General features: G+C 48.5%; 24 protein-coding genes. 6 read left to right on the top strand and 18 right to left on the bottom strand.

What is annotated here, in order from left to right:
- Positions 1-275: 275 nt before the first annotated feature.
- The 6 genes from HMPREF3022_RS06385 to HMPREF3022_RS06355 form a co-directional block, all read right to left on the bottom strand.
- Positions 276-1,487 (bottom strand): NADH:flavin oxidoreductase/NADH oxidase family protein, encoded by a 1,212-nt coding sequence (locus HMPREF3022_RS06385; protein ID WP_049332402.1) that lies wholly within the window; start codon positions 1,485-1,487, stop codon positions 276-278.
- Between the two features lie 73 nt (positions 1,488-1,560).
- Positions 1,561-1,872: an ArsR/SmtB family transcription factor gene (locus HMPREF3022_RS06380; RefSeq protein ID WP_049332401.1), complete on the bottom strand. Its 312-nt coding sequence runs from the start codon at positions 1,870-1,872 to the stop codon at positions 1,561-1,563.
- Positions 1,873-2,138: 266 nt separating this feature from the next.
- A complete protein-coding gene (locus HMPREF3022_RS06370) occupies positions 2,139-2,474 on the bottom strand; it encodes a thioredoxin family protein (RefSeq protein WP_049332398.1) in 336 nt (111 codons plus the stop codon).
- Positions 2,475-2,566: 92 nt separating this feature from the next.
- Positions 2,567-3,067: an OsmC family protein gene (locus HMPREF3022_RS06365; RefSeq protein ID WP_239669549.1), complete on the bottom strand. Its 501-nt coding sequence runs from the start codon at positions 3,065-3,067 to the stop codon at positions 2,567-2,569.
- Positions 3,068-3,113: 46 nt separating this feature from the next.
- A complete protein-coding gene (locus HMPREF3022_RS06360; RefSeq protein WP_049332395.1) occupies positions 3,114-3,419 on the bottom strand; it encodes an aldo/keto reductase in 306 nt (101 codons plus the stop codon).
- Positions 3,419-3,997: an NAD(P)H-dependent oxidoreductase gene (locus HMPREF3022_RS06355; RefSeq protein ID WP_049332393.1), complete on the bottom strand. Its 579-nt coding sequence runs from the start codon at positions 3,995-3,997 to the stop codon at positions 3,419-3,421. Before HMPREF3022_RS06355 ends, HMPREF3022_RS06360 begins: the two co-directional genes overlap by 1 nt.
- 186 nt (positions 3,998-4,183) lie before the next feature.
- Between HMPREF3022_RS06355 and HMPREF3022_RS06350 the strand changes: the two genes are divergently transcribed.
- Positions 4,184-5,074 (top strand): LysR family transcriptional regulator, encoded by an 891-nt coding sequence (locus HMPREF3022_RS06350; RefSeq protein WP_070765300.1) that lies wholly within the window; start codon positions 4,184-4,186, stop codon positions 5,072-5,074.
- An 82-nt stretch (positions 5,075-5,156) separates the two neighbouring features.
- Here HMPREF3022_RS06350 and HMPREF3022_RS06345 read toward each other — a convergent pair whose 3' ends face one another.
- From HMPREF3022_RS06345 to HMPREF3022_RS06330, 4 genes are all read right to left on the bottom strand, one after another.
- Positions 5,157-6,794 (bottom strand): NAD-dependent malic enzyme, encoded by a 1,638-nt coding sequence (locus tag HMPREF3022_RS06345; protein WP_070765299.1) that lies wholly within the window; start codon positions 6,792-6,794, stop codon positions 5,157-5,159.
- Between the two features lie 355 nt (positions 6,795-7,149).
- The gene (locus HMPREF3022_RS06340; RefSeq protein WP_070765298.1) at positions 7,150-8,130 is read right to left on the bottom strand and encodes a carboxylesterase family protein; all 981 of its coding nucleotides are present in this window, start codon (positions 8,128-8,130) and stop codon (positions 7,150-7,152) included.
- A gap of 32 nt (positions 8,131-8,162) precedes the next feature.
- The gene (locus HMPREF3022_RS06335) at positions 8,163-8,609 is read right to left on the bottom strand and encodes a tetratricopeptide repeat protein (RefSeq protein ID WP_070765297.1); all 447 of its coding nucleotides are present in this window, start codon (positions 8,607-8,609) and stop codon (positions 8,163-8,165) included.
- Positions 8,610-8,700: 91 nt separating this feature from the next.
- Entirely contained in the window at positions 8,701-9,585 is an 885-nt protein-coding gene (locus HMPREF3022_RS06330) for a LysR family transcriptional regulator (protein WP_070765296.1), read from the bottom strand.
- Positions 9,586-9,691: 106 nt separating this feature from the next.
- Here HMPREF3022_RS06330 and pptA point away from each other — a divergent pair, with 106 nt between their 5' ends.
- From pptA to HMPREF3022_RS06315, 3 genes are all read left to right on the top strand, one after another.
- Entirely contained in the window at positions 9,692-9,922 is a 231-nt protein-coding gene (gene pptA / locus HMPREF3022_RS06325) for a tautomerase PptA (RefSeq protein ID WP_070765295.1), read from the top strand.
- Positions 9,923-9,984: 62 nt separating this feature from the next.
- Entirely contained in the window at positions 9,985-10,875 is an 891-nt protein-coding gene (locus tag HMPREF3022_RS06320) for an alpha/beta fold hydrolase (RefSeq protein ID WP_070765294.1), read from the top strand.
- 13 nt (positions 10,876-10,888) lie between these two features.
- Positions 10,889-11,590 carry a glutathione S-transferase family protein gene (locus tag HMPREF3022_RS06315; protein WP_070765293.1) on the top strand — a complete coding sequence of 234 codons (702 nt, stop codon included), beginning with the start codon at positions 10,889-10,891 and terminating at the stop codon, positions 11,588-11,590.
- 156 nt (positions 11,591-11,746) lie between these two features.
- Here the strand turns inward: HMPREF3022_RS06315 and HMPREF3022_RS06310 are convergent, their stop codons facing one another.
- From HMPREF3022_RS06310 to HMPREF3022_RS06280, 7 genes are all read right to left on the bottom strand, one after another.
- Positions 11,747-12,364, bottom strand: a complete 618-nt coding sequence (locus HMPREF3022_RS06310) for an NAD(P)H-binding protein (RefSeq protein ID WP_049332369.1) — start codon at positions 12,362-12,364, stop codon at positions 11,747-11,749.
- Between the two features lie 92 nt (positions 12,365-12,456).
- Complete coding sequence (hutW, locus tag HMPREF3022_RS06305) at positions 12,457-14,277, bottom strand: heme anaerobic degradation radical SAM methyltransferase ChuW/HutW (protein WP_070765304.1); 1,821 nt, start codon at positions 14,275-14,277, stop codon at positions 12,457-12,459.
- Between the two features lie 273 nt (positions 14,278-14,550).
- Entirely contained in the window at positions 14,551-15,276 is a 726-nt protein-coding gene (locus HMPREF3022_RS06300; protein WP_049332366.1) for an ABC transporter ATP-binding protein, read from the bottom strand.
- Positions 15,277-15,322: 46 nt separating this feature from the next.
- Positions 15,323-16,264: a FecCD family ABC transporter permease gene (locus HMPREF3022_RS06295; RefSeq protein WP_049332364.1), complete on the bottom strand. Its 942-nt coding sequence runs from the start codon at positions 16,262-16,264 to the stop codon at positions 15,323-15,325.
- Positions 16,265-16,406: 142 nt separating this feature from the next.
- Positions 16,407-17,198 (bottom strand): heme/hemin ABC transporter substrate-binding protein, encoded by a 792-nt coding sequence (locus tag HMPREF3022_RS06290; RefSeq protein WP_049332361.1) that lies wholly within the window; start codon positions 17,196-17,198, stop codon positions 16,407-16,409.
- 72 nt (positions 17,199-17,270) lie between these two features.
- On the bottom strand, positions 17,271-19,469 hold the full coding sequence (locus HMPREF3022_RS06285) for a TonB-dependent hemoglobin/transferrin/lactoferrin family receptor (protein ID WP_070765292.1): 2,199 nt from the start codon (positions 19,467-19,469) through the stop codon (positions 17,271-17,273).
- Between the two features lie 311 nt (positions 19,470-19,780).
- Complete coding sequence (locus HMPREF3022_RS06280; protein WP_049332359.1) at positions 19,781-20,632, bottom strand: MBL fold metallo-hydrolase; 852 nt, start codon at positions 20,630-20,632, stop codon at positions 19,781-19,783.
- A gap of 97 nt (positions 20,633-20,729) precedes the next feature.
- Here HMPREF3022_RS06280 and HMPREF3022_RS06275 point away from each other — a divergent pair, with 97 nt between their 5' ends.
- Positions 20,730-21,716 carry a GlxA family transcriptional regulator gene (locus tag HMPREF3022_RS06275; RefSeq protein WP_070765291.1) on the top strand — a complete coding sequence of 329 codons (987 nt, stop codon included), beginning with the start codon at positions 20,730-20,732 and terminating at the stop codon, positions 21,714-21,716.
- A gap of 10 nt (positions 21,717-21,726) precedes the next feature.
- Here the strand turns inward: HMPREF3022_RS06275 and HMPREF3022_RS11710 are convergent, their stop codons facing one another.
- On the bottom strand, positions 21,727-21,876 hold the full coding sequence (locus tag HMPREF3022_RS11710; protein WP_168166414.1) for a hypothetical protein: 150 nt from the start codon (positions 21,874-21,876) through the stop codon (positions 21,727-21,729).
- 472 nt (positions 21,877-22,348) lie between these two features.
- Between HMPREF3022_RS11710 and HMPREF3022_RS11890 the strand changes: the two genes are divergently transcribed.
- Positions 22,349-22,532, top strand: a 184-nt coding sequence (locus HMPREF3022_RS11890; protein ID WP_283119047.1) for a hypothetical protein, incomplete at its 3' end; no start/stop codon positions are given.

Genomic DNA, 22,532 nt, shown 5'->3' with positions numbered 1-22,532 from the left:
GGGAAAAGGAAATTAATTTATATTATGTTAAATTATGATTATAAGTTATAATCATAATTTAGTAATTTAATTAGTATTTTTAAAATTCTTATTCTAAGCCACTTTCAAAGAACAGGATCTTTTGTATCGCTCAGTGGATATCTAAAATTCTAAAAACCATTTGAACTTAAAGATTCAAACGGTTTTTTAGTATCAAGTTATTTATATTCCATGCTTTTACACATACGGTTAAATTTTAAAATTTAATCTTCCTTCAAATCCAACCACTTTCATCATCAAGCCCTGCCGGTACTCAATCCCGCTTTACCGTTTTCCCACAAAGTTTTCAGCAATACTTTCCACGCCGACAATTTGGGATCAGGCTGTTTGCCTTGTCCGATCAAGTCCATTTGCGTCATATACCAGTTCATTTCCAACATTGCACCTGCTTTTTTATCAACAAACGCTACGCCTGTTTTGATGCGGTCGGTTTGTACGGTTTGGTAAATGCCGTTTTGCATTTGGTTCGCCAAATCGGGCACTAAGGCAAACGGACGGGCGACACCGACTAAATCCAAATGGCCGCTGGAGAGCGCATCTTCCATGGCGTTTTGCGAACGGAAGCCGCCGGTGATAATCAGCGGAGCTTGGCTGACTGCACGAGCCTTTTCAGCGTAATCGATAAAGAAGGCTTCGCGTTTGCGGGTGCTGTCTTTGGCGGCGAGCATTTGCGGGCTTTCGTAGTTACCACCGGAAATTTCAATAAAATCAATGCCCATTTCCGATAGTTTTTGCACCACCTGCACCGATTCGCTTTCGTCAAATCCGCCTTTTTGGAAATCCGCCGAATTGAGTTTTACACCCACCAAGAAATCTTTGCCCACGGCAGCGCTGATGGCAGTGTAGGTTTCCAAAAGGAAGCGCATACGGTTTTCCAAGCTGCCGCCCCATTGGTCTTGGCGGCGGTTGTGGTGCGGCGAGAGGAATTGGCTGATGAGATAGCCGTGTGCGGCGTGAATTTGTACGCCTGAAAACCCTGCCTGTTCGGCAATTTTCGCGGTTTGTACGAATTGCTGAATCAGCCCGTTGATTTCGTCAGCAGTCAATTCGCGCGGCGGATTGATGAAGCCGTCCATGCCCACCAACGGCACGGCGCTCGGCGCAAGCGGCATTTTATTGACCACCGCAGGCGACTGTTTGCCCGCATGGTTGATTTGCATGATGAGCAGCGTGTCGTTTTGCGTGCCGGCTTTCACCCATTTTTTCAGCATCTCAAGGCTGCGGTCGTCTGAAATCACCACATCGTTTATCGAACCTTTGCCGCTTTCGGCGACCATCACATTGCCCGTAACCAACACGCCCGCACCGCCTTGCGCCCAAGTGCCGTACAGGCGGACGAGTTTTTCAGACGGCTGGTCGTTTTGGGCAAGTTGCTCTTCCATGGCGGATTTGAAGATACGGTTTTTGGCAGTTTTGCCGTTTTGAAAAGTGAATGGCGTGAATAACATAATCGTTCCTTTAAGTTTATAAGTTTAAAAATGTAAACGCATTTGAGTAAAAATAAAGGGTTAACGGATAACCCTATTTTGAAAGCGGGCAATTTTGAGCCATCAAATCGGCAAGCTGTTTCAATCTCCCCACCGCATCCGCCATGGCAATACTGTAAAACCGCTCTTTGCCGACCTGTTCCACTGCCACCGCTCCGGCTTGCAGCATGATTTTTAAATGGTGCGACACTGCAGGGCGCGACAGATGCAGATGCTCGGTCAGCTCATTCACATTCATCCTGCCGTGTTCCCACAGCACGCGCAGGATTTGATGGCGGTTTTCATCGCTCAACACGGTAAAAATGGGAATGCACTCGCGCATTAAATTCATGGTTTGTTGCGGCATATTCGGCTTCTTGAGTTTATATGTTTAAAAACTTGAACGAATTTTAGAGGGAAAGATGGGAAATGTCAAAGGGGATTTTCAGAAGATGGTTTTAGTGTACAAATCACAGCGTTTCATCAATCATTATCTCAGTCTGCAAGCCGTTTCAGACGACCTTTTCGTAATAAAAAGCGGTCAAATTTTTAAGTGTTTTGCAAATCATCTTAAAAACTTGACCACTTGCATCATTATCAAGACCGCAGCCGTCTGAAACATTGATAGACCGGTTACTGATGTCCGCTTTCTGCTACTTTTGTCCATTTTGCCAATGTTTGCTTCATCTGTGCCTGAGGGATGAAGCGGGCCATCCGTTCTACTTCCTTGCCTTGATAAAACAGCAGCCATGCAGGTACGGTCAGCACGTGGAAACGTCCGGCCATTTCGGGTATTTCAGCAATATCGGCTTTTACGGCATACACATTTCCTTCCTCCGCCAAAGCTGAGTCAAGCTGGGCACCCACGACCGTACAAACACCGCAGATTGGGGCTTTGATGTACAGTGATACTAAAGGGTGTGTGGCGATGGCCTGTTCGATGTCTTTCAAAGTGTGCAGTTGTTGCATGTCATGTACTCCTTTGAGCGATTAAGCCCTTTTCTAGTTGTCTAGAAAAGGGGCTTTCAACGAAATGAAAACAAGAAAACGGTTTGAGTCGTCTAGATTTTTTCCACAACCACTTTTGCCCGCGCTTTCAGGCTGTTCAACACTGGCGAGGTGGCGGCGGAGCGATCGGCGAAATTTTGCAGGGTAGAAAGGTCGGCGTCGGCTTTTACTTTTACGGTTAGCACCAGATTATCCAGTCCGCCGTAGCCATCTTCCATGCCAAACAGTTTGGCCATGTCGATACCGCCGCTTGCGGATATTTCAAACTGTTCCAGTTTCACGCCTGCCAATGCTGCTTGCAACTCGAAACCTATGGAGCAGCAGCCTGCCGCAGCGCTGATCAGGTATTCCACCGGATTTGGGGCGGCGTTTTCACCGCCCATGTTTTTCGGTTCGTCTGTGGTAAAGGCAGGGAAGCGGCGCACGGAGATTTCGTTCTTTGTGCCGGATACCCAGCGCGAATCGGCGCGTAATACTGCCTTGCCTTTTGCATGGTCGTTTTCAACCGCTGCCATGGTAGTTCGGAAACGTTCGATATCTAACCCGTTAATCATGTTTTGTCCTTTCATATGATGAATTGCAGATGGTTTTTCGCTACACTTACACGCCCATTTTCCACGCGGAGATGCGTTTCAAATTATCCACCGTGTCGTGATTGACGATGGCGGCGAATGTGCCGTCCAGTTTGGCAATTTCGGCTTTGTCTTCATCGCTGAGACCAAAATCAAAGACGTTCAAGTTTTCCGCCATACGTTCGGGTTTGGTGGATTTTGCCAACACGATGATGTCGCGTTCCACCAGCCAGCGGGTAATCACTTGCGCCACGGATTTGCCATATTTCGTACCAATTAGCGACTGACAAAATGGTGGGCAAAAGCCCACCGCTTCAAGTTGATGTTTTATCATTAACCGAACACTTTTTTCAAATGTGCTTGGTAGTCTGCGAAGTATTGTTCTACTTGTGGATTTTTAACTACATCGTTACATGTAAATGTCGGTAGACGGGTCAAACCGATGAACTCGTTGAGTTTGTGGAAAGGCATGTACACAGCATCCACATCTTTGCCTTCAAAGAAGTCGCCTTCACGGGTGAACGCTTCAATCGGCGCATTCCAAGTAAGCGAAAGCATGTGTTTTTTGCCTTGCAATAAACCACCTGTACCGAAGCCTTCGGTCGGGCTGACACGATGACGGCCATCACTGTGGTAAAGCTTGCCGTGTCCAGCGATAAATACTTCGTCTATGTATTTCTTCACTGTCCAAGGCTCGTGCATCCACCAAACAGGCATCTGCCAAATCACGGCATCCATCCACAAGAATTTTTCGATTTCTGCCTCAACATCATAGCCAGCATCAATCACAGTTTCTTTTACATTGTGTCCAAGTGCGGTCAAAACTTCTTTTGCTTTTTTGTGAAGCGTGTGGTTTAACTCACCATGCGAATGGCCGAATTCTTTACCACCATTTAATAATAAAATATTCATTTTTACTCCTAGAATAAATAATTTATAAAAAAGGAAAAAAAGGGATGTGATGTTTACGGATATTGTCTTCTGTTTACTATCATGAAAGTGCAGTCATTCTATGATTTGTTTTTATTGAGATCAATAGTGTTTAGCTTTATGATGTAATGAATTAAATTCACTAATAAAAGAGAGTTTAAAGAGAAAATGCAGAACTTTAACGAACTGAATTATTTTTTGACGTTGGCGCAAACACAGAGTTTTGTAAAAGCGGGACAGCTTTTGGGGATTTCTTCTTCGGCGCTGAGCCATAGCATGAAAAATTTAGAAATGCGGCTAAATTTGCGTCTGTTCAACCGCACTACACGCAATGTGTCGCTGACCGAAGCCGGGCAGCAGCTTTTCGACCAACTTTCCCCACTTTATCAAGCCATAAACCAAGAAGTCGATGCATTAAATGATTTTTTGAATACGCCATCGGGATTGATTCGCATCAACGCCCCGTCGATGGCAGCGGAAGCCGTGTTGTATCCAAAATTAAAGCCGATTTTGAACCAATACCCGAAAATCCGCTTGGAAATCGTGGTGGACGATCGTTGGGCAGATATTGTGAAAGAAGGATTTGATATGGGCGTTCGGTTAGGTAACAAGGTAGCGAAAGAGATGATTGCGGTGCCAATTTCCGCACCGCTCAAAATGGTATTGGTTGCCTCGCCCGATTATTTGGCGCAACACGGTTCGCCGAAAAATATTGATGATCTGCAACAGCACCGCCTTATCGGCATAAAACTCTCCGCTGAACACGGCACGGAGATGCAGTGGGAATTCAAATACAAAAAAGAGCTGATTACGTTCACACCCAAATCGCAGTTTTCCATCAACAATCATCTGCGTCTGCAAGCCGTTTCAGACGGCCTTGGCATTGCGTGGATAGCACATATGAGCGTAGCGGATGCACTCAATTCGGGGCACCTGGTCGAGCTGTTGCCTGAGTATGCGATGACTTACGAACCGCTTTACCTCTATTACCCCAGCCGCCGCGGGCATTCCAATATGTTTAAGTTGATTGTGGATGCGCTGAGGGTGGAGGTCGTCTGAAAATGTAAAAGCAGCCTGACTTCTTTGCATGGATTTCAGACTGCTTTTTGCTTTCAGGTAGCCTTATAGCTTCTAGGAGACCTTATTCATATATCGCCTGCCACATTGCGTCCTGCACCGCCTGTACCCAGTTTTCAGGCTGCTTGGTCGCTACACCGTCCTTGACCGCCTGTTTGGCAACAGCAACAGCAACAGTAGCAGACGATGCACGCAGGTTATTCACCGATGGTAGGAGCGACGCGCCTTCGTCCTGTGGATTGACTTGCGAGGCGACTGCTTCAGCTGCAGCCAGCAGCATCCCGTCAGTAACGTGTTTCGCACCAGAAACAATAACTCCCAGCCCCAACCCTGGGTAAAGCATGGCGTTGTTAGCTTGACCGATTTCGTAGTTCACGCCTTTATACGGCACGGGTGGCACGGGGATGCCGACAGAAATGAGTGCTTTGCCATCCGACCATTTTATAGCCTCACTCGGCATCACTTCGATTTTCTCGGTCGGGTTAGATAACGGCAGCAGAATTGGGCGCTCTACGCCCACACATAGGGTTTTGACTACGTCTTCAGTGAATGCGCCGTGATCGGTGGATGTGCCAATCAAGATAGTCGGTTTTACTTGTTTTACAACTTCGAGCAAGCCGATTTTACCGTCCGTTTTCGCCCAGTCGGCAACTTCGGCGGCGGGTCGGGCATATTCCTGCTGGTAATCGGGCAAGCCGTCCATGTCGTCAGTAACCAGTCCGTTGATGTCAATCAGCCATACGCGTTGTTTCGCTTCTTCGCGACTCAGGCCTTCTCGCTCCATCGCCGCACTGATTTGGTCGGCCATACCCGTACCTGCGGTGCCTGCACCGTACACCACCAACCGCTGTTCGGCAAAGGTCTGTTTGGTCACTTTTAGGCCAGAGAATACGGCAGCCATCACAATCGCGCCAGTTCCCTGCATATCGTCGTTGAAAATACGATATTGTCGGCGGTTCTCCACCAAAATGCGGCGGGCATTGGACGGACCGAAGTCTTCAAAGTGCAAAAGCGCATTGGGGAACATTTCAGCAGCAGTTTTCAGGTAATTTGCAATCAATGCGTCGTAGCGTTCACCACGCACGCGGGCATGGCGATTGCCTAAATAAGCGGGATCATTGAGCAGGGCTTCATTATCTGTACCCACATCTAGATTCACAGCAATGGTGCGGCTGGGATGAATGCCCGCAGCAGCAGTATAAACTGCCAGTTTGCCGACGGAAATATCCGTGCCGTTCACACCCCAGTCGCCGATACCCAAAATCTCTTCCGCATCGGAAACCACAATCAAATCTACATCATCTGCACCCAAGCCCAGCGTTTCAAACGATGCACGGATGTTTTCAGGATGGTTTACATCCAGATAGACAGCTCGCGAACGGCGGTAGTCGCGGCTCCATTTTTTAATTGCTTCGCCGACAGTGGGGTCGTAAACAACGGGTAGCATTTCGGCTAGATGGTCAATCAGGAGTTTGTAGTACAGTACTTCGTTGCGGTTGTGCAGTTGATCGAGAAAGATATATTTTTCAATATCTTTTTCATAGGATGAAAACTGGCAGTAAGCACGCGTGGCCTGTTGTTCGAGCGTTTCTACAACGACAGGTAGGCGGCCGGTCAGGCCATATTTTGCTCGCTCTTCCAATGTGAAAGCGGTATCTTTGTTGGTGAGAGGGTTCTGTAGGATGGTGGGGGTGTTGCTCATATTTTGTCTCCTGTGAAGATTAGGAAAAGCTCGTCCGAAAAATGGACTGTTATATTGTACTTAAAAAAATATGGATTAAAAGTTAATTTAACAACCTAGAAAGTCCTTAAAAGTTGATGATTGGCCTTTTAAAGACTACTAACAGACGTGTCACAATGAAACTGAATCTAAACCACACTGTTTCAGGCTACCTGAAACAGTGCAGGCTGCCATTGGTCTGATTTTTTGAATGCGTGCCTACAATGCTGCACCCCCATCCTGTTTTTCAGACGGTTTTTTTCATAACAAAGAGCGGTCAGTTTTTTAGGTATTTTTGTAAATCATCTTCAAAATCTGACCGCTTGTATTTTTAAGATTATTTTCCTTTCTTCTGATTCATCAACCAATCACGGGCAGGTTCGAGTAAATAGGCGTAATCAAATGAGTACATATGCTCTGCACCTTTGTGGGTTGAGTTTTCCGGAATTACGGTATTTGGTGTGAAACGGATGAAGTTAATACGTTTGCCTTGGTCGAGCATTTTTTGGACTTTTGCGTCTTGTTCGGTCTGCGGTAATTTGGCAGAGAACTCAGTTTCGGCGTAGCTGACTTTATCTTGTTTCAGCATTTTTCCAACTTGAGCCATGCCTGCAGAGGCTTTTGGATCGGCAGCCGAAACGGTATAAATAAACTTCGCTTTCTCCAATGGTTTTAAAACATTGCTATCCCATTGACTGCCGACAAACATGGACGCCGCAAAGAAGTTAGGATCGATACTATTTAGGTAGAATGAAATCATACCGCCCATGGATTGCCCCGTGGTGTAAACACGATTGGCATCAATCGCTTTTTCGGCGATCAGATTTTTGACAAGGCGTAAGGTCATGGGGACTTCTTCTGTTGTTTCCCATTTATCGTTGACTGCCGTTTCGGTGTAAGACGGTACAAGGACAAAGGCTGGGTGTTTCGCCTGCGCTTCATCGGTTGCCCAGATGATGCCGCCGTAGCCTTGCATTAGTGGGGCTTTCACGCCTTTTCCTGCTGTGCTGGCATCTGCGATAAACATGACTAACGGATATTTGCGACCCGGCTCAAGATTTTTCGGGGTGTACAGGTTGTACTGCATTTCTTTGCCTGTTTTGGGATCTTTAAACGTTAACACTTCAAAACGTGGTGCAATTTGTTCACGCAAGGCAAGCAAGCGACTATCGTAGGATTTATCTGCGCCACCATATTGTTTGTCCCAAGCTGTATTTTGCATGTTTTGAGTCGTCATTGCTTTTTCAGTCGCATTTGGGGTGGCGTTGCAAGCGGCAAGCAACAAGCTTGCAGCAATCATCGTTACGGTTTTCTTCATCGTGGAAACTCCTTAAATTTTGTGAGAAATCGTCAATATGTTTTGATGCCTAAACGGTTTAAAGCATCAATGGCAGGTTGGGAAATATGATCACCACGTTTAGCGGATTCTTGATACCAATGCACGGCTTTGGTTATGTCTTTTGCCGTGCCGATGCCGTTTTCGTAGCAATGACCGAGCCAGTATTGCCCGGTGATGTCGCCCGCTTCTGCCGCTTGCATGAAGTAGGTAAAAGCGGTTTTCGCATTTTTGGCGACACCTTCGCCGTTTAGATACATCAGTCCCAGATAACGCGGCGCTTTCATATGCCCCGCCTGTTGAGCTTGCTCAAAGTAGGGCATTGCATGTTGGTAATCCTGTTTTTGATACAAGGCGATACCTTCGTCCAACAGGGCTTTCGCCTGCTCATTATGTTGCGGAACGGTAGAACAGGCGGCGAGAAGGGCTGTAGCGACGAGCGCGGATAGTTTGGATTTCATAAATTACTCCCTAACATGTATCGCAAGTTGAAATAATAGTACAAAGTTTCGTTTTAGACATCAAAGTGCGGTCAATTTTCAGCACTTTTTATCAATCCTTTTCTTCACCAAAACAATGCATTAAGCAATCCAATACGATGCGTACTTTTGCTGATTGGGTACGATGTGCGGTGGTGGCATAAAGGGTGCGTGTGGGGAGTTTGTGTTCAGGTAATACAATGCTTAACTGACCATTTTCTATCAAAGGCGCCACATCGCCAGAAAGCAACACCGCCAATCCCATGCCGGCACAGGCATATTCGCGTGCGACCAGTGAAGAATTTGGGCAATCGGTGCGATTTTTGGGCAGCGTTTCAGGTAGCCCTAAACACTTCAATGCGTGTAGCAGGATATTGCTATTGTGATTGAGCCAGTCGGCATTGAGTAAATCTTGCAGCTGGGCAATGGGATGTTCACGCAAATAGTCTGGCGAAGCGCAAATCAAGGTTTGCCATTGTGCCAACGGGCGCGCGATGCTGTCGGGATCGTCAGGATGTAAAACAACGCGGATAGCGATATCAGTATCGTTTTGTAAATCTACTAAGATGTTGTTTTCATTGAGTATTAAGCGAATTTTTAGGTGGCGATGGCGTAAGGTTTGCACAGTGCGTTTCATCGGTTCAACCGCGCTATAACCAGTCGGTAGACTGATGCGAACTTCGCCTTCCGGTTCGGTTTGCAAAATGCCCATTTCGCGCTCAACGGCATCGTGCCAGTCGGTCAATTGACGGGCATATTGTTGCAACTGCCGCCCTTCTGCCGTCGGCGTGAGGCTACGTGTGGTGCGGTTAAGCAATTTGACGCCGTAATGTGTTTCCAGCTTGCGAATGGCTTGGCTGATTGCGCTGGCAGTCATGCCCAAATGCGGCGCGGCGGCATTCATGCTGCCATATTGCAGCACGGTGGCAAAAATATAGATAAGTTTAAATTGCTCCATTATAAAGCTCTGCTTAAAACTGTTTGTTTAATTTGATAGATTATCAAGTTTATTAAAGGAATATACAATACATTTCATTGAAAACAGATAAAACAAGGCGTACTTTATGCCACATATCAATATTAAATGTTATCCAAAAAACCTGTCTGAACAGGAATTACAAGCCTTCTCAGATGATTTAACGGCTTTTGCCAGCGAGCGCTTAAACACGCCTGTAGAATTCATCACTATTGCCTACACTGAAATTCCTGCTGATGAGTGGAAAGAAAAGGTTTGGGACAAAGAGATTGAGCCAAATGTAGAGAGCCTGCTACGTAAGCCCGAATATGAAATGTAACCTGCGCGTCTCATCGAAAACCTTAAAAAAAAAAATGACCGCACTTTACTCAGGAGAACATCATGAAAGCATTTAAAAAAATAGCGTTTAGCGTACTTTTCGCCACCCTTGCAACGAGTAGTTTTGCCGGCGAACCGTTGCGTTATTTCGGACAAAATGAAACTGCCTACCATAGCCAAGTGCCTTATGGGAACAATGAAAAAGTCGGTCATTATGCGACGGCAAGTGATGGGGCGAAAATTTATTTTGAACGCTATGGCAAAGGCTCACCTGTGATTGTTTTGCATGGCGGATTAGTCGGTTCAACGGCTGAAATGGGCGATTTTATTGACCGTTTAAGCCAAAATCATGAAGTCATCGCCATCAGTACACGCGGTCATGGAAAATCTGAAGTCGGCAGTGTCGCGCCAACTTACGCACAAAAAGCGGCTGATGTGCTTGCCGTGTTAAAAGCCGCACAAATTAACGGCAAAGTGGATTTGCTCGGCTTTTCAGACGGCGCTTACACCGCCCTAACCTTTGCAGCCGCTTATCCCGAACAAGCTGCCAAAATTATTGCCATCGGTGCCGGCGAATGGAAACGTGGTTTTATTCAAGGCGGGGGAAATAAACGTGCAAGCTATGAACAAATCCGCCAGTTAGATCCAAGTTATTGGGAAATGCAACAAAGCATTCGCCCAAACCCACAACAAACGGCAACGTGGTTTGACAATGCGCAGAAAAATTATGACAACACCCAAGTTGGCAAAGAGACATTTGGTAAGATCCAATCGCCGGTGTTGTTTGTGGTTGGCGAAGACGATGCCAATGCACCCTTGGATACAGTCATCAACGCCTATCGCATGACACAGAATGCCGATTTATCCGTTATCCCTAATGCGCCACATCCGGTATTTGTCTTGAACTTCCCGGCTGTTTGGACTATTGTAGAACCGTATTTGAATAACAAATAATGAAAGGAAAAAAATGCTTAAATTATTTACTTTACCCGGTGAAGGTAAAATTCGCAGTTCATCACCTTTTGCCTGGAAAACCGAAGCGATGCTGCGTTTATCCGGCTTAGATTTCGAAAAAGAATATGTTGCCGATCTTAGCAAAATGCCTAAAGGCAAAGTTCCGGTATTGCAAGATGGTGAGAAGTTGATCCCTGATAGCTCTCTCATTCAGCGTTATCTAACCGAAACCTACGGCATTGATTTAGATAAACATTTAACGCCTGAACAAAAAGCGATTGCTGAAGCCTTTCGCCGTATGACCGAAGAACATTTATATTGGATGGGCGTATATAACCGTTTCGTCGATCCTCTCGGCAAACCATTTATGATGAAGGCAATGTTTGATGGCATGCCGACCGAACAAGCCGAAGCGATTTTTGCTGTGTTACAGGAAAACGCGAAAAAAGAAATGCACGGACATGGTATCGGAAGACACACACAATCTGATATTTACGCTTTCGGAAAAGGAGATTTAGACGCCATTAGCAACTACTTAGGCACAAAACGCTACTTTTTCGGCGAAGAATTAACCTCCGTTGATGTGGCCATCGTGCCTGTTGTTGCAAACCTGATTCTTACCCCCATCGACACTGAAATTGCGCTATATGCAAGAACCAAAGCAAATTTAGTCGCCTATATTGAACGTTTCGATCGGGCAGTATTTGGAGAATAAAGCAAGAAATAAAAGGCCGTCTGAAAGGTTTTTCAGACGGCCTTTTATTTATATCTCCCAGTCTTTTCTCAGCAAATCCTTTATTGTTTGATCGGCTGCTAATCAATTACCTACTCCAACTTTAACAATGGAAAGTGGGCAATCTACTCAATCAGTTTATGCCGCACCAACGCTATACGTTTCGCCCTTGCTGTCCGCTTGGCCGACAATGGCAGCAACGGCAGCAGCCAAGCCGTTGCGCGTCATGTATTTTTGTGGAATTTCTTGGGCATTTTGTGTCAAGGTATAGGCATTATCTTCGCCATCGGCAAGGCCGCAGGGGCGCAAGATAGTCCAATTCAAACCACTTTGTTTGAGATAGATTTCAGCTTCTGTTTTGGCACGGACAGCTTCGCCGAGTGCCTGTTTGAACGGCTCGCTCATCATGTCCCATTGTTCACCGCAGCCCATGCTGGTAATCAGTACAAAGCGGGCTTGCGGATTGACGGCTTTCGTAGCGGCAATGATGTTGATATTGCCCAGCGCATCGCTGCGGATGCCCTCTTCGTTTTTGCCGCCGACAAAACTGATCACGGTATCGGGACGGTATTGTGCCAACGCTTTATCGAGCGCATCGGCATCAAGCGCATCGGCGACGACTGTTTGAATATTGTGTTCGGCAAAAAAGCTGTCTTCAGACGGCTTTCTTAATACGGCGACGGTATCGGCTGAGTCAGTCAATGTGCGGATATAGGCTCGGCCAGACGGGCCGTTGGCTCCGAAGATGAGTTGCATATTTGGGGTTCCTTTGTATGGTAGATGTTTATTGTTAGAAAATCCGCTCCTCTATGCAACAAGGAACGGATTTTCAGGCCGTCTGAAACCGTTTAAGCGGCATCAAACAGTTTTCGCATGGCTTCGATTTGGTGTTGTTTCAACTCACCTGCTTCATCGCGGCCGACAAAAATTTTAAACATGGCGCCACCGTTGCGGTTGATAAAGTTGAGCGAGCAAGTGGCTTTACCCATGAACGGGCGTTCCAAAAGGTAGATGGAGGCGCAGTTTTCATAGTAGATGTGGCCGTGTACGCCGCCGTCGGTTTCAGGATGGTCAAAGTTGTAGAAGCCGCGGCCGACTTTGCCGTTAGGCAGTTTGCCGCTGACTTCGACGATGGCATCGGGGGTATGGGCGATGAAGGTAACGGATTCATTCCATGCTGCGATGGCTTGGAGGATTTCGACAATGCGGCTGCCTTCGGTTTGGCGCACGTTCTCTTCAGGCAGGCAGCGGATAACGTCTTCAAAACTACATTGGTTTTGCGCGGCCAGCATTTCCAGCACTTGGCCAGGATTTTTTTCTAATGATTGGCGCAACATGGTTTGTTGTTCGGCTGAAAGTTTTTGCATGGTTTGATCCTTTTCTTGAGTCGGAAGAGTGAGCATGAGTTTGCGGATAAGGGTGGGCGACCAATAACGGCCGCTGGTATTCAAACGGATCAGGCCGTCTGAATCGGGTTCTTTAAAAAGCTGCATTTCCTGCCATTGGGCAATCAACTTTTGCGCTGCTTTGTTGCCGTCAAACAATAATGGATTCAGACGGCCTGTTTCAATATCGTGCTGGACTTTGCTGAGCAGTGCTTTATTTGGACTATGGCCGCTCATAAACGCGATGTTTTTCTCGCCTTTCGGCGTGGCGAGATAACTCTCCAAATCGCCCTGCACCTGATAGCTGAAACCGCCAAAGTTACCGCCTGCGCCGGAGCCGAACGCCAAACAGGGAATGTCCGATTTGATCAGGGTATTGTAGCGGTTGCGCTCGCCGCGGCCGGGATAGGCGAAGTGGCTGTTGCTGACCTGTTCCCAGCCTTTTTCCAGCAGTGTTTCAACCGTGTAGGCATATTGGTCTGCCTGAATATCGAAACCCGGCGGTGTCGGAAATGCACCTTTTTCAATCATACGGTTGATGAGCAGCATGGGATAAAGGTTGAACGCGTACGTATCCAGACCGGACAGAGGCAGCTCGGCGGCGCGAGCGATATCGTTTTGCCAAACGTCATCGGTTTGATTGGGCAGGCCGAACATCAAATCGGCCACAATCACGGCATCGAGTTCGCACAATTTTGCCAAATATTCAAACGCCTCGTCGCCGCTGTGTTTGCGGCCGAGACGGCGGCGGATGGCGGTATTGAAGGTTTGCACGCCGATGGAAATGCGGTTGGCGCCTGCTTCGATACAGGCCTGTGCTTTTTCCAAATCGAAATGGCTCATGCGCCCTTCGATGGTGAACTCGCAATCTTCGGCAAGCGGCAGATATTGGTAGCAGGCACGAATCAGACGGACGAGGTCTTCCGTAAGCAACGCGGTCGGCGTACCACCCCCGAAATAAACGGCTCGGATTTTGCCCTTACCTGTACGGACTTCGGCTTCAGCGGCCATTTCTTCAATAATTTTGTCGGTGTACACGCTGCTTTGGCTGTCCTTCCACGCATTACGGTAGAAGCCGCAAAAAACGCAATGGTTGGCGCAAAATGGAATATGCAGATAAGCAAGCGCATCCACATCGGCGGCATGGGGAAGCTTTTTCTTCCAAATGTTCTGCCACTGGGGACGCGGCATTGGAACGCCGCCCCAAACGGGCATTAATGCCTGACGTTCGGGAAATGCCTTGGGGGCGGATTGTCTCGGAGTCCAAACAAGCTGCTGTACCATGATAATGATAAACAAAAGTTATTGGTAAGATTTATATATTAAATAATCATTATCATTTTCTTGTCAATATTTTTTGTAATTAAAAATTAGTATTATTTTAAAATATTGTATTCTATAAATAATTAAATGTATTTCTATTTGATGAAAATCGGCATGTTACTTGGGCAATGCACAAAATTTGGTGCTTCAAGTCGGGAATATCGTCCCATCTCGTTTTATTTTTGAACGATAAAATAAATTTTCTTTATTGTTTTTCAGACGGCCTGTTGGCGCTCAGCTTCTGAAATAAAACCCTGCCTCATCTTCGCAACGGCGTATCTGCCAACCGTAAACCGATTCAAGCAAATCAGGGCGCATCACTTCGCCCACCTTGCCTGATGCAACGACTTTTCCCTTATTCATCAAAATAATATGTTCCGCATAACGCGCGGCGAGGTTTAAATCGTGCAATACCATCATTGATGAAGCACGGTTTGAATGCCCGACCAAATACTGCATCAGGCGGTGTTGGTGGCGGATATCGAGATGGTTGCACGGTTCGTCCAAAAGCAAGACCGGCGCGTTTTGCAACAGGGCGCGGATGATGTTGGCGCGTTGTTGCTCGCCGCCTGATAGCTTGCCGATGCGCTTATCCGCCAATGCCGTCAAATCAAAATAATCCAGTAACTCGTCCGCCCATTCATGGTTCAGACGGCCTTTTTGTACGAATGACACCAACGCAATGTATTCGCGTACGGTCATCGGCATGTTGTAACGGCCATGCTGCCCGACCCATGCCACCCTGCCCGCGCGGATTTGCGGCGCAACGGCCTCACCGAAAAGCGTGATTTCCCCCTGCCCTGTTTGCCCGATTAAGGCACGCAGCAAAGTGGATTTGCCCGCACCATTCGGGCCGATAATGACGGTCATGCCCGAAGGTATATCCAGTTGATCAATTTCAAGCAGGGTTTTGTCTTGTACGCGGACGGAAAGATTACAGATTCGAAATAAGGTGTGCATGGCAAAAGATATGGGGCAATGAAGTTTCAGACGGCCTGTTTAGGCATCAACGGCTTTTCAAAGGCTTGATAAACAAATACATAAAAAACGGTCCGCCCAATAAGGCAATCACGATACCGACCGGCAGATCGACAGGGTATGTCAGCCAGCGCGCCGCGCCGTCCACCACCATCAAAAACACTGCGCCCAACCAAGCCGACAGCGTAATCAGTTTGCGGCGACTGCCACCGACGGTTTGCGCCAGCACATTAGGGATCATCATGCCGAGAAAACCAATGATGCCAGAAAGCGATACCGCCGCCCCCGTCATCAATGCCGCGCCGATTACGGTTTGCACACGCAATGACCCAACTGATACACCCATACTGGCAGCCGTGTCTTCCCCCGTCATCAAAACGTCCAGCCGCCTGCCTGCGGACAGCAAAATCAGAAAACCGGGCAACATGACCGCGATTGCCGCGACAGGCGATGAGAAACCGGCTTCGGCAAGGCTGCCCGACAGCCATGTGGTTGCGCTGCGCAATACCAAATCGTCAGACAAAAACAAAATCATGCTGACCACCGCACCCGAAAACGCACTCAACACAAACCCCAACACCAGCAATCCCAAAGTACCGCCGCCGAGCAGTTTGTGCACCGCCAAAATCAACAGGCACACACCCAATGCACCGAGAAAAGCCGCCGCCGGCACACCCATCGCGCCGCCGCCCAAAGCCAATAACACAATCACGCCCAAGGCCGCCCCGCCCGATGTCCCGATCAAACTCGGATCGGCCAGCGGGTTCTCAAATAAAGCCTGCAATGCCGCCCCCGAAGCGGACAAACCGGCTCCAACCAAAAGTGCGGTATAGATGCGCGGTAAACGGATTTGGCGGACGGTTTCATCCATCGCCAACGGCGACTCCCACGCACCAAAACCGATGCCGCAGCACAAATAAACGGCGGCGGCAGTAAGCAGCAGGCAGAGGGTAAGGGTATGCGGTTTCATGACATCATGCGTTTCAAGCAGATTGAGGGACAGTTTCAGACGGCATTTTTAAGACAACCGTTTTGCTTCCTCCTCAATAAGAAGGAACAAATCAAGGCCGTCTGAAAACAAAAATCGGGCAGGATTTTCAAAACAAGTGCGTTTATTTCACCAAACCATGCAAACGCTGAATCACTTGTGGCGTATCCAGACCATAACGGAACATATCGTTGGCCTTCCACAAATAAATCTTGCCGTTTTTCGCGGCAGGCGAGCCGGCGATTTCGGGACGTGCGGCAAAGGTTTTGACGTTGCCTATCATGGCGGTGTTGTGGTCGGCAATAATGATGATGTCGGGTTTGGCCGCAATCCATGCCTCACGTGTCATCGGTTTGAGGCCGTCAATGGCGGCTGCGGCATTGATACCGCCGGCGCGGCGGATGATTTCGTCGGCGGCGGTATTCTTGCCCGATACGATGCGCCCGTCGTAGCTGAAGAGGTAGCGTTTGCCGCTGGAAGGCTGCTGTTTCATATCCGCCTGCCACTTGCTTGCCAACTTGTCCGCCTGCGCGCTTTTGCCGATAAGCTGACCGATGTTGCGGATACTTTGCGGATAGGCGGCAATGCTGTCATCGGGCGCAACATTGACGGCTTTAATGCCTGCTTTTTGCAGATGGGCAAAAATATCGGCAGGCTGCGCCATCCATGAACCGATGGCAATGTCGGGTTTGGCGGCCACAATCGGTTCAACTGTCAGGCGGCGATGAATGCCGATACTGGGCTTGTTTTTCAACGCCGGATTTTGAACGGTCTGATCGCGGCCGACGATTTCGTCCAATGCGCCGAGCGCGGCAACAATGTCTGCCGTATCGGGGGTTAACACGACGATGCGTTGCGCGTGTGCAGTGCCGGCCAACGAAATAAGTGCGGAAAGCAGAAGGAGTTTGAGTTTCATTGTTTTTCCTTGTCGAATGCTTTCAGACGGCCTGCTCGCTTTCTCAGGCCGTCTGAAAACGGTTGAATCACATTAGAACTTCAGTTGTACGGTCGCGGCGAAATTGCGGCCGCTTTCGGTGTACAAGTCCATCACACTGGTACGGCTCATGCCGGAAACGTCTGCGTGCTGCCAGTATTTTTTGTTGCCGACGTTGTAGATGTTTGCGCCGATTTCAAGGTTTTTAAACGGCTTGTACCACGCGCCGACATCCCATACACCATAACCCGGCGCTTGGAAAACAGTCTCGCTGCTGACGCGGCTGTGTTTTTTTGACCAGCGCAGCTTGGTGCCGGCACCCCATTTTTCCCGCGTGTAATCCAAACCCAAAACGCCGTTGAGCGGATAAGCGGAATCCAGCGGCGTGCCGTCCTGCTGCTTGCCGCGCATCCAAGCGATGCTGCCGGATACCTGCCAGCCAGGCAGGAATTTGTAGGCGGCAGAGGCTTCTGCACCGTAGGTTTTGACCCTATCCAGGTTTTGATATTGGTACTGGATAATTGGGCGGCCGCCTATGGAGGTAGTGCCGACTTCGGTGCGGTCGATGAAGTTTCGATAACGGTTGTAGAACGCGGTAACTTGCGCACGGGCGCGTTCGTTTTTAAATTTCATCCCCAATTCAAAGCTGCTGGAGCGTTCGGATTTGAGGTTGGCATTGGGAATGACGGCATAGCCGTAGGTTGTATTGGCAAACGCCATGGTCGCGCTGTCAAACGGCGGCGTGCGGAAGCCTTGGGAATAAGTGGCAAAACCGGTGAACTGCTCACCCATCGGCACGCTCAGGCGCAGGCTGGGCGTAAACGCGGAATCGCTAAAGCGCGTCGCCGTTCCGCTGGGGTTGGCGTTGAGATAGGCTTGGTCGATCGACGTGTTCAGCTTGTCTTTTTCGTAACGCAAGGCCGGAGTCAGGACAATGCCGTTGCCGAAGGTCAGGCTGTCTTGCGCGTAAACGCTGAACGTTTTGCGCTTGCTGTCAGGGAAAGTTTTATTCGGATAGGTGCTGCCTGCATAAACTTTGCTGACGGCGCCGGTCAGATTGTCCACTGTCAGGCTGTGGCGCGGACGGGCGGTTTCAGTGTGTTTGTATTCGGCGCCGGCAACGACGGTTTGTTTGACCGCGCCGTCAAACTCCCACACGCCGCGCCCGTTCAGCCCGCGTATGGTCTGATTGAAACCGTAGTCGGAATAACGGGTCGAGTTACCTAATTGGCGCGCGCCCATACGCGTAATGCTCGCATCGACAGCATCGTCTTCCGTACGCAGTTTTTGCTGATAGGCAGTCAGGTTGGCTTCTTTCAGACGGCCTTCGCCAGTGTAGCGGTAGCCTGCTTCGATACGTTGACGGCGGATACGGTCGCGGGCGTTGCTCTCAGATGTTGCGATGGTTACCGGCCCGCGCGATTGCGAACCCAAGCCATTTGCCAATACGGTATCGTTGGCGTGGTAATACTGTTCGTACAAAGTTTCCAAGCGGTGGCGTTCGTTGCCGATACTGCCTTTCGCCAAGATATTGTAGGCATTGTTTTTCTGTGGATTGGTGGCAGTACGCGCAGTCGAGTAGCTGGTATCGCTGCCCATGTTTTCGGTTTCATGACCTTGACGGCGCGTCAGCATCAGCAGACCTTCGACGTTTTCATGGAAACCTGCCACAGTCGCCGTCACGCCATGGCTGCGGTCGCGGCTGCGGTAGCCGTGTTTCAAACCGAAATGCCCGCGTTTGCCTGCATCGACAAAATCGCTCGGAGAAAGCGTCACCATGTTCACCACGCCGCCGAGCGCGTCGCTACCGTACAGCGCGGAATAAGGGCCTTTGACAATATCGACCTGTTTAAGCGTGTCACTTTCAACCATATCGCGTCCCGAAATCGCGCCGTTGGAGCCACCGCCTGCATAAGATTCAGGAATGCGCACGCCATCCACCATCATCAGAATGCGGTTGCCATCTATGCCTCGGATATTGATACCGGCATGACCGCGGCGGTTGTTGTCTGACGGCACGCTGACGCCGGATTCATACATCACGATATCGTCCAAATTCTGTGCCAAGGCTTGATTCAAGGTTTTGCGTCCGATAACCGACACATTCGGCGCGGCTTTATCCAAGGTTTGCGCATTGCGGTCAGCCGTGACCACCACAGGCTCTATTTCTGCCTGAGCCACCGGCATCTGAGCCGCATATAACTGTCCGGAAAAAACCGCCCCTACGACACAGGCAATCGCTTTCTTTTTCATTACACAACCTTATCATTTGAATAAAAATGGTTTGCATTTATAAAACAAATAGGCAGTTTTTGCAAGTTTGGGAACTGCAAGACAGCACTAATAAAGGTGCGGAGCATATGTATTCGTCTGACTACGCCTGCCTGCTCTAACCTGCCCATGATTGACTGATACGGCAGCGATGCGGCCGTTAAGCCATAAACGCAGTTTTCAGGCTATCTGAAAACCCTGTGCAGACTGCTTTTAAAGGCCGTCTGAAATCCGAAAAGCAGCCTGCACTTTGAAAACAAGGTGCAGGCTGCTTTAGGGTAATGAGCCGTTTATCAATCTAGCTTCACAATTTCTCCGTCTTCCGGAACGTTAACACGGCTTTCAATGCCTTGACCGCGTATAAATTTACGCATATCGGCGCGGCTGACGACGGTATGATTCACGGTATCCATGTGTACGGTGATGATTTTGGCTTTAGGCATGACTTGGCTGGCTTTTAATACATCAGCCGTCCCCATAATAATGCCGTCTGAAATACCTGAAATCAGCGCGTAGCCCGTGTTCATAATCAGATAATCGGGTTTGTAGCGGTTCAATGCTTTGTTTACATCTGCCGTCCACACAGTATCACCCATAATATAAGTAGTTTTATGTCCGCTGCTTTGGAATACCACACCCATTGCATCACCTAAGATTTCGGCTAGCTGAGGGTTGGTATACATGGCTTCTGTACCATGTACGCCGCCGGTTTTGCTGATAGTTACACCGTTGAAGACAGTGCTGCCGTTCAACACGCGTACATCAGTAAAGCCTTGGCTGCGGATTTTTGCCGCGTCGGCTTGGTGCTGCACATATACGGGCAGGTTTTTCGGAATGGAACGTGCGGCGGTTTCGTCCCAATGGTCTTCGTGAGTATGGGTAACGATAACTGCATCCACACCGTCCAAAATTTTATTCACGCTCATCGGCAGCCCGACCAGCGGCATTTTGGCTTGGTTATTGAACGTACCGGCAAAGCCGTTCATGGAATGCTTGGGGGCGAAAAACGGGTCAACCAAAAACGTCTGTCCTGCGTATTCGACTTTGGCAGTAGCGTTACGGATATGTTGGTATGAATCGTCTGCCCAAGCGGAAAAGGCTGTCGCGCCCAAAACAGTGGCAAGAATAAATTGCTTGAATTTCATTATGTTGCTCCTTAAAAAATCATGGAGCGTATTTTAAGCAGCAGGTGCATCGGCTAAAATAGGCAATATTGCCAATAAACGTAAGGATAGTGCCAAAATGTCGTCTGAAAACGAGCGTAACGAGTTTCGCCAAAATCAAACTGTCCCCAAAATCGTGCTATATGCTCAATCGGGCATGAATGATTTTGTCTTCAACATTCCCTTTTCTATTTTTCAGACGACCTATCGGGACAATCCGCTCTTTGACCTGAAAATCTGTTCCGATGACAGCAAAGACGTCATCACGGCACTGGGCGCAAGTATTCCCGTACACGGCGGCTTGGATTTGACGGAAGAAGCCGACATCATCGTCATCGCAGGCTGGCGCAATATCGAAGAAGCCCCGACACCCGAGTTGAGCGCACATTTACAGAAAGCAGTACAACGTGGTGCACATATCACTGCCCTATGTTACGGCACTTACGCCCTTGCCTACACAGGACTTTTAGACGGCAGAACCGCCGCGACCCACTGGCTTGCCGAAGACGACTTTGTCCGCCGTTTCCCTAAAATTCATCTGGATACCAACCGCCTATATGCGGAAGACGGCAACTTTTTAACATCGGCAGGTGCGGCAGGCGGGCTAGATTGCTGCCTGTACCTCATCCGCAAAATCCACGGTGCAACCATTGCCAACGACCTTGCCCGTACCTTGGTTGCGGCACCACACCGCGAAGGCGGGCAGGCGCAGTTTATTCACCGACCTGTCGAACGTCGTACAGCCGATGACAAAATCAATCACTTATTGGACGAACTGCGCCAAAACCTTGCCACCCCATACCGCTTGGACGATTTGGCAAAAAAATTAGTCGTTTCCCGCCGAACCTTTATCCGTCATTTCGCCCAAGCTACAGGTATGAATTTCGGCGAGTGGCTCACCACAGAGCGGCTATGGCAGGTACAGGATTTATTGGAAAATACGGATTTGCCGATAGAACGCATCGCCGAACAAAGCGGCTTCGGCAGTGCGGCAAACCTACGTTTGCAGTTTAAAGCCAAGTTTAAAATCAATCCGAATGCCTGGCGGAAAGTATTTGGCAGATAGCTCGCGTTAGTCAATCCAAAATACTTGAGTGCGGGCTGCTTTGGAGGTCTCCACTGAAACCGAGTTTCCCGCCAAACTGCCGCAGGCGGAATAAAACGCGAAAGTCAGACAAATACTTGCCCAAGGCAGGCGCATTAACTTCATCTAATTCACGCCGCATACGGTGATTTCCGCTCTCTCTACAAAGGAACAGAGCATATGTATTCGTTACGCCTACCTGTACAAACACCACCAGATGACATTCCATCACAGCACCGTTTACCGCCACCTTCATCAAGATAATCGACAAAGATCGAAAGGCGCATCGCCGAAAAAACATTTAGCCACGAAACGCCAAGAGTTTTATTTTTGAATCTGTTCCAACCACTGGGATCCGGATGTTGCATTTGAAATCCGAATCCAAGCCTGTCTGAAATATTCAAACAAGGTTTTATTTGTTCCTCTTATCCCTCACCCTTCTATTTACCTCAAACTCAAAAAACATTTCCATATTATTAAAAATTAGTTAGAATTTCACAAAATTATAAATAATAATCAAACTTATTTGTATTATTTTAGTCAGAGTGTAATCGCATCTATTCAGTCTGTCTCATTCAGACGGCCTTACCAATCAAGTTATATGGATTCATTCTATGCAACCGATCAAAGTCACCACCCTCTCCGCCTGCATCGCCGCCATTGGTTTCGTCCCTGCCGTTTATGCTGCAGATAATTCGACAGTTATTCTCGATACCATCACTGTCAAAGGCACACGCAATAAAGACGAAATCGGTAAAAACCGAGTTTATACCCGCGAAATCGTCAATCTTTACAAGA

It is taken from the genome of Neisseria sp. HMSC065C04, assembly GCF_001815375.1.
GTDB lineage: Bacteria > Pseudomonadota > Gammaproteobacteria > Burkholderiales > Neisseriaceae > Neisseria > Neisseria flavescens_D.
Note: the sequence above shows the minus strand (reverse complement) of the source record. Positions and strands in the feature narration are given on the sequence as shown.

What these genes read in the sequence shown, in the direction of transcription:
- HMPREF3022_RS06330 (WP_070765296.1), bottom strand. Translation starts at nt 9,585, where the DNA reads ATGGAGCAATTTAAACTTATCTATATTTTTGCCACCGTGCTGCAATAT.
- HMPREF3022_RS06315 (WP_070765293.1), top strand. Translation starts at nt 10,889, where the DNA reads ATGCTTAAATTATTTACTTTACCCGGTGAAGGTAAAATTCGCAGTTCA.
- HMPREF3022_RS06340 (WP_070765298.1), bottom strand. Translation starts at nt 8,130, where the DNA reads ATGAAGAAAACCGTAACGATGATTGCTGCAAGCTTGTTGCTTGCCGCT.
- HMPREF3022_RS06350 (WP_070765300.1), top strand. Translation starts at nt 4,184, where the DNA reads ATGCAGAACTTTAACGAACTGAATTATTTTTTGACGTTGGCGCAAACA.
- HMPREF3022_RS06290 (WP_049332361.1), bottom strand. Translation starts at nt 17,198, where the DNA reads ATGAAACTCAAACTCCTTCTGCTTTCCGCACTTATTTCGTTGGCCGGC.
- HMPREF3022_RS06280 (WP_049332359.1), bottom strand. Translation starts at nt 20,632, where the DNA reads ATGAAATTCAAGCAATTTATTCTTGCCACTGTTTTGGGCGCGACAGCC.
- HMPREF3022_RS06320 (WP_070765294.1), top strand. Translation starts at nt 9,985, where the DNA reads ATGAAAGCATTTAAAAAAATAGCGTTTAGCGTACTTTTCGCCACCCTT.
- pptA (WP_070765295.1), top strand. Translation starts at nt 9,692, where the DNA reads ATGCCACATATCAATATTAAATGTTATCCAAAAAACCTGTCTGAACAG.
- HMPREF3022_RS06295 (WP_049332364.1), bottom strand. Translation starts at nt 16,264, where the DNA reads ATGAAACCGCATACCCTTACCCTCTGCCTGCTGCTTACTGCCGCCGCC.
- HMPREF3022_RS06300 (WP_049332366.1), bottom strand. Translation starts at nt 15,276, where the DNA reads ATGCACACCTTATTTCGAATCTGTAATCTTTCCGTCCGCGTACAAGAC.
- HMPREF3022_RS06275 (WP_070765291.1), top strand. Translation starts at nt 20,730, where the DNA reads ATGTCGTCTGAAAACGAGCGTAACGAGTTTCGCCAAAATCAAACTGTC.
- HMPREF3022_RS06370 (WP_049332398.1), bottom strand. Translation starts at nt 2,474, where the DNA reads ATGCAACAACTGCACACTTTGAAAGACATCGAACAGGCCATCGCCACA.
- HMPREF3022_RS06285 (WP_070765292.1), bottom strand. Translation starts at nt 19,469, where the DNA reads ATGAAAAAGAAAGCGATTGCCTGTGTCGTAGGGGCGGTTTTTTCCGGA.
- HMPREF3022_RS06385 (WP_049332402.1), bottom strand. Translation starts at nt 1,487, where the DNA reads ATGTTATTCACGCCATTCACTTTTCAAAACGGCAAAACTGCCAAAAAC.
- HMPREF3022_RS06335 (WP_070765297.1), bottom strand. Translation starts at nt 8,609, where the DNA reads ATGAAATCCAAACTATCCGCGCTCGTCGCTACAGCCCTTCTCGCCGCC.
- hutW (WP_070765304.1), bottom strand. Translation starts at nt 14,277, where the DNA reads ATGGTACAGCAGCTTGTTTGGACTCCGAGACAATCCGCCCCCAAGGCA.
- HMPREF3022_RS06360 (WP_049332395.1), bottom strand. Translation starts at nt 3,419, where the DNA reads ATGATAAAACATCAACTTGAAGCGGTGGGCTTTTGCCCACCATTTTGT.
- HMPREF3022_RS06355 (WP_049332393.1), bottom strand. Translation starts at nt 3,997, where the DNA reads ATGAATATTTTATTATTAAATGGTGGTAAAGAATTCGGCCATTCGCAT.
- HMPREF3022_RS06365 (WP_239669549.1), bottom strand. Translation starts at nt 3,067, where the DNA reads ATGATTAACGGGTTAGATATCGAACGTTTCCGAACTACCATGGCAGCG.
- HMPREF3022_RS06345 (WP_070765299.1), bottom strand. Translation starts at nt 6,794, where the DNA reads ATGAGCAACACCCCCACCATCCTACAGAACCCTCTCACCAACAAAGAT.
- HMPREF3022_RS06380 (WP_049332401.1), bottom strand. Translation starts at nt 1,872, where the DNA reads ATGCCGCAACAAACCATGAATTTAATGCGCGAGTGCATTCCCATTTTT.
- HMPREF3022_RS11710 (WP_168166414.1), bottom strand. Translation starts at nt 21,876, where the DNA reads ATGCGGCGTGAATTAGATGAAGTTAATGCGCCTGCCTTGGGCAAGTAT.
- HMPREF3022_RS06310 (WP_049332369.1), bottom strand. Translation starts at nt 12,364, where the DNA reads ATGCAACTCATCTTCGGAGCCAACGGCCCGTCTGGCCGAGCCTATATC.